The following is a 7,187-nucleotide window of genomic DNA, read 5'->3' on the forward strand; positions in this document are numbered from 1 at the left end:
ACGTTAGCATGACGTCGCTTAGCCATCCAGACGTTTTTACATCTATATCTTGCTCACCCCATCACGCCAAACAGATGCGGCAACCACAGCGAAATGGCGGGGATATAGGTGATCAACAACAGCACCGTAAACAGCACGCAGTAGAACGGCATCATGGCTTTCACCACCGCTTCTATCTTTTGCTTGCTCACCGCGCTGGCAACGAACAATACCGACCCTACCGGCGGCGTGATCAGGCCGATGCCCAGGTTGACCATCATGATCATGCCAAAGTGCACCGGATCGATACCCAGCGAGTTGGTCACCGGCAGCAGCACTGGCGTGAGGATCAGAATCAGTGGCGCCATGTCCATCAGCGTGCCGAGCACCAGCAGCATCACGTTGATGCACATCAGGATCACGTACTTGTTCTGCGAGATGGCGGTAAAGAACTCGGTAATGCGCATCGGCAGCTGCATATAGGTCATCACCGCACCAAAGCAGGCGGCGAAGCCGATCAGAATCATCACGATGGTGACGGTTTTGATGGTGCGATACATCAGGTTGGGCAGCTCCGACCATTTGTAATCGCGGTAGATGAACATGGTGACAAAGAACGACCACAGACAGGCAATGGCGGCGGATTCGGTAGCGGTGAACACGCCGGACATGATGCCACCCATGATGATCACCACCGTCATCAGGCCCCAGAGCGTGTCGAGGCAGATTTTCAGCGCCTCGCGAAATGGGATCACCTCGCCTTTCGGGTAGCCGCGCTTATGGGCAAAGCCGATGCACATCACCATCAGCGATACGCACAGCAACAGTCCCGGCAGAATGCCGGCGACAAACAGCGCGGCGATCGATACCGTGCCGCCTGCCGCCAGCGAATAAATCACTGCGTTATGGCTGGGCGGGATCAAAATGGCCTGTACCGAACCGCTGGCGGTAACTGAGGCGGCATAGTCGCGTGGATAACCCTTTTTCTCCATTTCTGGCACCATCACCGAGCCGATCGACGCGGTATCCGCGACCGACGAGCCGGAAATGGCGCCAAAAAAGGTAGAAGCGACAATGTTCACCAGCGACAGACCACCGCGCACGAAGCCGACAAAAATATAGGCGAAGCTCACCAGCCGCCGCGCGATGCCGCCTTCTGCCATGATGGCACCGGCAAGAATAAAGAACGGGATAGCCAGCAGCGAAAACTTGTTCACGCCATTGGTCATCTGGATCATCAATGCCTCCAGCGGCAGATCGATCCATAACGCGCCGGCGATGGCGCTCAAGCCGACGGCGTAGGCCACCGGCACCCCGACCGCCAACAGCACGGCGAGGGAACAAAGCAGAATAAATGCGTCCACGGGCGAGCTCCGTCAGGTATTGCCGATCAGTACCACCGGGCGGTGGTGCTGCGAGCCAAATAGCAGCCGTTCAATCACGAACAGCAAGGTAACGGCTGAACCAACCGGCAGCGGCAAATAGGCCTGGCCGGCGGTCAGCAGCGGAAACTCGGCGACCGGCTGTAGCCATAACTGACTGCACAGCGCGTAGCCGTAATAGAGGATGAACAGGCAAATCACCACCATCAGCAGATCCGCCAGTCGGGCGCACAGGCTTTGTAACGCCGGTGACAGACGGTCGATCAGCATATTGACGGCGATATGCGATCCGGCGCGGTAACTGACCGCCGCGCCGACAAAGGTAAAGGTCACCATGCACAGAATGGCGATCGGTTCTGGCCAGGCGGCGCCTTCGTTCAGTACGTAGCGGCTGAAGATGCCGATTGGGATCACCGTCACCATCACCAACAGGGCGATGCCGGCGATCCACATTGAAATGCGGTACAGCATATCCATTGCCTGGTGATAAGCGTGCGCCATGAGATACCTCCGCCGGAATAGATAAAGGCGCGGTTAACCGCGCCCGTAATTGGATTATTGCACCGCGTTGATGCGGTCGATCAGATCCTGGTGCGCCTTGCCGTATTGATCGCGCACCGACTGCGTGGCCTTGTAGTAATAGTCGCGGTCGATGTCATGGAACTGTACGCCGCCGGCCTTCATTTTCTCCAGCGCTTGCTGGTTATACGCAGCCCACAGGGTACGCTGCTCGTCCTGCGCTTCCTTGGCCAGTTTGAGGATCAGCTTCTGGTCATCTGGCGTCAGTTTGTCCCATTTGGTTTTTGAATAGAGGAACAGCTCGGGAATGATGAAATGGCCGCTGAGGGTGTAGTTTTTCGCCACCGGCATATAGTTGTGGGCAATAAAGGTCGGCGGGTTGTTTTCCGCACCGTCGATTACTCCGGTCTGCATACCGCTGAACACTTCGCTGACGCCCATGCTGACGGCGTTGGCACCCATCGCCTTCAGGGTTGCCAGCGCAATCGGGCTGCCCTGCACGCGGATTTTCATGCCTTTCAGATCTTCCGGTTTCACCACCGGTTGCTTGGTGATCAGGTTACGGGTACCAGAATCCATCCAGCCAAGGAACACCAGGCGCGAAGCGGGGTCGTTGGTGATCTTGTCGCCGATCTCTTTGCCGATGTTGCCATCGAGCACCTTGTGCAGATGATCTTCATCGCGGAAAATATACGGTAAGGTAAACACATTGATTTCCGGCAGGATCGCTGCAACCGGTGCCATCGAGACGCGGATCAGGTCTATGGCGCCGATTTGCGCCTGTTCTATCATCTGCTTTTCGTCGCCCAACATGCCGCCGGGAAAGGTTTTCATCTCCAGACGCCCGTCGGTTGCCGCCTTCAGTTTCTCGCCCATATGCTGCACGGCGACAACGTTGGGGTAACCTTCCGGATGAACATCGGCGGCTTTGATTTGCTGTGCCAGCGCGCTCTGGCTGCACAACAGTGCGCTCAGGGCAAGGCACAAGCCTGATAAGGCATGAGGCAATTTCATCTGATAATCTCCCGAGTGTTGAGCGGTGACAATAACCGTTTGTTTTTTAATCATCCCGATGTCAAAGCGATCGCGGTGGGGGGCAGAGTGAGCCGGTGCATCGCCTTTCCATGACAAAAGATAAACACACTTGAAACATATTTGCTACATAAGTGAAAAGCTGTTTTAAAAATCCTTGATCGCCGTCACTGTGCGTTTTATGCCTTTGCGGCTTTTCGTGATGTGGTTAAAAAAAACGCGCCAGGGGTGACTGAATTGTTGGGTTTACTTCGTACGAATGTTAAACGGTGGGTCGGCTTACCGCTGCAGCTGGCGCGGGTTACGGCTTTTTTGTTCCGTGGGTGCGTTATTGAGTAAATAATAATGATAACTACTATCAATCCGCGATTGGTTTGATATGATCGCACGCTGAATTCTTGTTTAATTTTGATCGGTAATGGTTGGAGGCGCAGCGTGAAAACGGCTGGCAAGACTATGAATCAAGCATCCCGCGGCGCAGGCCGGGGATATTGGGGCGCCGCGTTCGGGCGCGGTGTGGTAGCGTCGATGTTGCTGGTGGCCAGTTTGGCTGGCAGCGCACAGGCAGCGCCGGCGGCTCATCCTGCCGTTGCCGACAGCGTCTCCACGGCAGCGGCCCCTGCGCCAGCGGCAGCGCCGGATAACGTGACGCCGGTCAACCCGGCGCCGACCGTGCAACCGCCGGAAACGCGTGGCATGGACCTTTCCGTCTGGGGCATGTATCAACATGCGGACGTGGTAGTGAAGACGGTGATGATCGGCCTGGTGTTGGCGTCGATCATCACCTGGACCATTCTGTTTGCCAAAGGCAGCGAACTGACGCGCGCCAAACGCCGTCTGCGTCGCGAGCATCAGGCGCTGTCTGAAGCGCGTTCGTTGGACGAGGCAACGGAAATGGCACAGAGTTTCCAGGACGACAGTATCAGCGCCACGCTGCTGAACGATGCGCAGAACGAACTGGAACTGTCGGCTGAATCCAACGACAACAACGGCATCAAAGAGCGCGCCGGCTTCCGTTTTGAGCGCAGGGTGGCGGCGTATGGCCGTCAATTGGGCAAGGGTAACGGCTTCCTGGCGACCATTGGCGCCATTTCACCGTTTGTTGGCCTGTTCGGCACCGTATGGGGCATCATGAACAGCTTTATCGGCATTGCCCATTCGCAAACCACCAACCTGGCCGTAGTCGCGCCGGGCATCGCGGAAGCGCTGCTGGCGACCGCTCTGGGCCTGGTTGCCGCCATTCCGGCGGTGGTGATTTACAACATTTTCGCCCGGGTGATCGGCGGTCATCGCGCGCAGGTGGGTGACGTTGCGGCGCAGGTGCTGCTGTTGCTGAGCCGCGATCTGGATCTGGCGGCCACGGCAGAAGCCAAGCGTTCGCAACACGCACATCAGCTGCGGGTGGGGTGAGTTATGGCGATGCGCTTAAACGATGATGTAGACGACAGCGGCGAACTGCATGAAATCAACGTGACGCCGTTTATCGACGTCATGCTGGTGCTGTTGATCATCTTTATGGTGGCAGCGCCGCTGGCAACGGTAGATATTCGCGTCGATCTACCGGCGTCGACCGCCAAGCCGCAGCCGCGGCCGGAAAAACCGGTGTTCCTGTCGGTGAAGGCGGACAAGCAACTTTACGTCGGCGAGCAGCCGGTCACCGCAGAGCAGTTGACCACGGTGCTCGATCAACGTACCCAGGCCAACAAGGAAACCACCATCTTCTTCCAGGCGGATAAAAGCGTGGATTACGCCACCTTGATGAGCGTGATGGATACGCTGCGCAATGCCGGTTATCTGAAGGTAGGGCTGGTCGGCATGGAAGGTGGCGCGAAGTAACTTCGCCGGTTTTCAATCAGGGTCGGACAGGCAACTGTCCGGCCCTTTTTATTACGGGTGCGCCGCGCAGGGGGTAAAGCGGAGCATTAACCTATCTTCGGATAGTCGCCTGGCCCGATCGGCAGGTCGAGCGCATACCACACCAGTAGCAAAATCCACATGCAGAAGAACACCTGCGGGTAAGGCAGGATCAGAACATAGTGGGTGCCGAGCTGCGCATTCTTGCGGTAGCGCTGTAGGAAGCCGAGGAACAGTGGCAGGAACGGTGACATCGGTGTCAGTGGCAGTACGGAGGAGTCGGCGATGCGGAAAATTATCTCGGCGAACACCCGGTGGAAGCCGAACAGCATAATCATCGGCGCGAAGGTCGGTGCCAGAATTGACCAAATCGCCGAGCCGCTGACGCCGATGAGGGGGCATTTGGCTCGCCTTTTTCGTCGGCACAGCCGCTGAAATTGTCGCTCCACGGAGAGGGCACAGATGCCAGGGGGGCATCGAGCCAACCCGTCGCGCTATTTTACTTGCGAGTTCTGGGGACTGGGTCAGAAGTCAATACAGGGCTAAAGGTGAGGCTGTTTTCTCTTTGAGGCATCATATTTAATTTTAAAAAAAGCCGCCCAGCGACAGGCGGCAATATGTAAGGATAATGGAGTGGAATAGTATGAGTTGTTATCTAAGCCACCTTTAAAAATTATACTTTCTCGGTTCCTATTGCAATTATGTTTTCATGAAAGTAGGCTGATAATTAAATTCTTAGCTGAAATTCCGGGCATATATATCTGAAAGACCCGGGTTAAAATGAAGGGCTGGATAGCGTTTTATCTATATTTCCCGTGAGTGATGACATTAATCTTGACATTGAATTCATATTTCTAGATCAAATATAGAAAGTTCTCTGATAATTCTCTGATATATTAATTTGAGGGTAGCTTCTCTATGTGAATTAATTTGAAATCAGGTGTTAAATTGAAAAAACTATCATTAGCTTTATTTGTAAGTTCTGCCATTTTATCTCAGTCAGCATTTTCAGCTGAAACTAATCGTACATTGAGTTATTTGACTTCGTGGGGACAGTTTGATGATGCTGTCGCGCAACTTGAAAAGTCAAAAGTGGATACATTCCTGCTGTCATTTGGTGGTTGGGATAAAGACGGCAATATTTTCTCATCGGATAAGATTATCGATAAGCCAGAATATAATGCCTGGTATCAGATACCGACATATATTGCCTGGACGCAAACTAAACTCACCCACCCAGAGAAAAAAATGATGGTGGCTTTTGGTGGAGAGACCTATGAAAGTATGTGGTCCCACCTTGATAATGCGGAGAGCCGGGAAAAAATTGCACAAGGTTTGGTTAAACTTCTAAAAACCGGATTCCCTGTCTACAAGAAAAATTTAAAACCACAGGAAATGGAAGGGGAATGTCTTTCTTATAGCTGGGACGGGAAAACCTGCGACATGAGTCATTATCAAAGGGCTGGTACTGTTTATCTTGATGGTATTGACTTTGACTATGAAAAAGTGGCCCGTCTTACGCCAGCAGAGAATGATAATCTGTTAGAACTGGCGCAGCGTGTACGTCAGTTACTTGGCCCAAAGAGCAATAAACTTTTGAGTTTGACCACTTATCACGTTGGGGCCGATCCCGAATCTTGCATGGATCCTAGCGTGACAAAAGATTGTTCCTTTGTTGAAGATAAACGTTCATCCCATCATGGTGAAGTTTTACCGTTGTTGAAGAAAGGCAAAGATACTTTCGATTTCTTCAACGTAATGACCTATGACGCCGGTAAGAATTTCAAATACGATGTGGCGATGGCTAACTACGCCAGAGCGGTAGGCGACGCTTCAAAAATCCTGCTGGGGAACACGATTAATAGCCAGTGGGGGCCGGATGGACGTTATGTGGAGGATCGCGAGAAGAATATTGAGCGCGCCGCATGGCAGGCAAAAAATAATTATGGCGGGTTCTTTGTATGGACACTCGGCCATACGACCCAACAGCTAAGTTTCAGTGATCAGGTTGAGTATATCAACGCCATGCATCATGCGGCAGAGAATGCAAATGGCGAAATTATTAATAAGAAACCAAGCGCAGTAGTAAAATACCCTCAGGAGGTTATCGGTGCGGCGAACGTGATTTTAAACGGAGCAGATTCGGTCGACCCTGAAGGCGCGCCTTTAACCTTTAAATGGGAACAAATTTCTGGCCCTCACGTTACTTTGTTGGGAACGAATCAATCACAGGTGAGCTTTACTCTCAATAGTACTGATAAAGATGTGGACCTTGGTTTTCGCCTGACAGTAAATGATGGGGAACTGGATTCCGCCCCGTTTGATTTTACCATCAAGCATAAAACGGAAACCCCGGAAACCCCGGAAACCCCGGAAACCCCGGAAACCCCGGAAACCCCGGAAACCCCGGAAACCCCGGAA

Annotated in this window: 6 protein-coding genes and 1 pseudogene; 3 read left to right on the forward strand and 4 right to left on the reverse strand. The window is 53.3% G+C overall.

The window, feature by feature from the left end; all coding sequences use genetic code 11:
- Positions 1 to 53: 53 nt before the first annotated feature.
- Genes NYE85_RS07675 through NYE85_RS07685 form a run of 3 tightly spaced genes read right to left on the reverse strand, consistent with a single transcriptional unit; the run spans position 54 to position 2,894 of the window.
- Positions 54 to 1,343, reverse strand: a complete 1,290-nt coding sequence (locus NYE85_RS07675; protein WP_259004136.1) for a TRAP transporter large permease — start codon at positions 1,341 to 1,343, stop codon at positions 54 to 56.
- Between the two features lie 12 nt (positions 1,344 to 1,355).
- The gene (locus NYE85_RS07680) at positions 1,356 to 1,862 is read right to left on the reverse strand and encodes a TRAP transporter small permease (protein WP_259004138.1); all 507 of its coding nucleotides are present in this window, start codon (positions 1,860 to 1,862) and stop codon (positions 1,356 to 1,358) included.
- Positions 1,863 to 1,916: 54 nt separating this feature from the next.
- The gene (locus tag NYE85_RS07685; RefSeq protein ID WP_259004141.1) at positions 1,917 to 2,894 is read right to left on the reverse strand and encodes a TRAP transporter substrate-binding protein; all 978 of its coding nucleotides are present in this window, start codon (positions 2,892 to 2,894) and stop codon (positions 1,917 to 1,919) included.
- 453 nt (positions 2,895 to 3,347) lie between these two features.
- Between NYE85_RS07685 and exbB the strand changes: the two genes are divergently transcribed.
- Together exbB and exbD are read left to right on the forward strand one after the other, a co-directional pair.
- Entirely contained in the window at positions 3,348 to 4,322 is a 975-nt protein-coding gene (gene exbB / locus NYE85_RS07690; RefSeq protein ID WP_259004143.1) for a tol-pal system-associated acyl-CoA thioesterase, read from the forward strand.
- A gap of 3 nt (positions 4,323 to 4,325) precedes the next feature.
- Positions 4,326 to 4,748: a TonB system transport protein ExbD gene (gene exbD / locus NYE85_RS07695; RefSeq protein ID WP_004958384.1), complete on the forward strand. Its 423-nt coding sequence runs from the start codon at positions 4,326 to 4,328 to the stop codon at positions 4,746 to 4,748.
- Positions 4,749 to 4,834: 86 nt separating this feature from the next.
- On the opposite strand, the pseudogene NYE85_RS07700 reads toward exbD, so the two are convergent.
- Positions 4,835 to 5,149: pseudogene (locus NYE85_RS07700) on the reverse strand (AbgT family transporter); the annotation flags it as partial.
- A 565-nt stretch (positions 5,150 to 5,714) separates the two neighbouring features.
- Here NYE85_RS07700 and NYE85_RS07705 point away from each other — a divergent pair.
- On the forward strand, positions 5,715 to 7,187 hold a 1,473-nt coding region (locus NYE85_RS07705; protein ID WP_259004147.1), incomplete at its 3' end, for a glycoside hydrolase family 18 protein.

The sequence above is a fragment of the Serratia sp. AKBS12 genome (assembly GCF_024793895.1).
In the GTDB taxonomy this organism is placed as follows: Bacteria; Pseudomonadota; Gammaproteobacteria; order Enterobacterales; family Enterobacteriaceae; genus Serratia_F.

Coding starts and splice junctions, on each gene's coding strand:
- NYE85_RS07680 (WP_259004138.1), bottom strand. CDS start 1,862: ATGGCGCACGCTTATCACCAGGCAATGGATATGCTGTACCGCATTTCA.
- NYE85_RS07685 (WP_259004141.1), bottom strand. CDS start 2,894: ATGAAATTGCCTCATGCCTTATCAGGCTTGTGCCTTGCCCTGAGCGCA.
- exbD (WP_004958384.1), top strand. CDS start 4,326: ATGGCGATGCGCTTAAACGATGATGTAGACGACAGCGGCGAACTGCAT.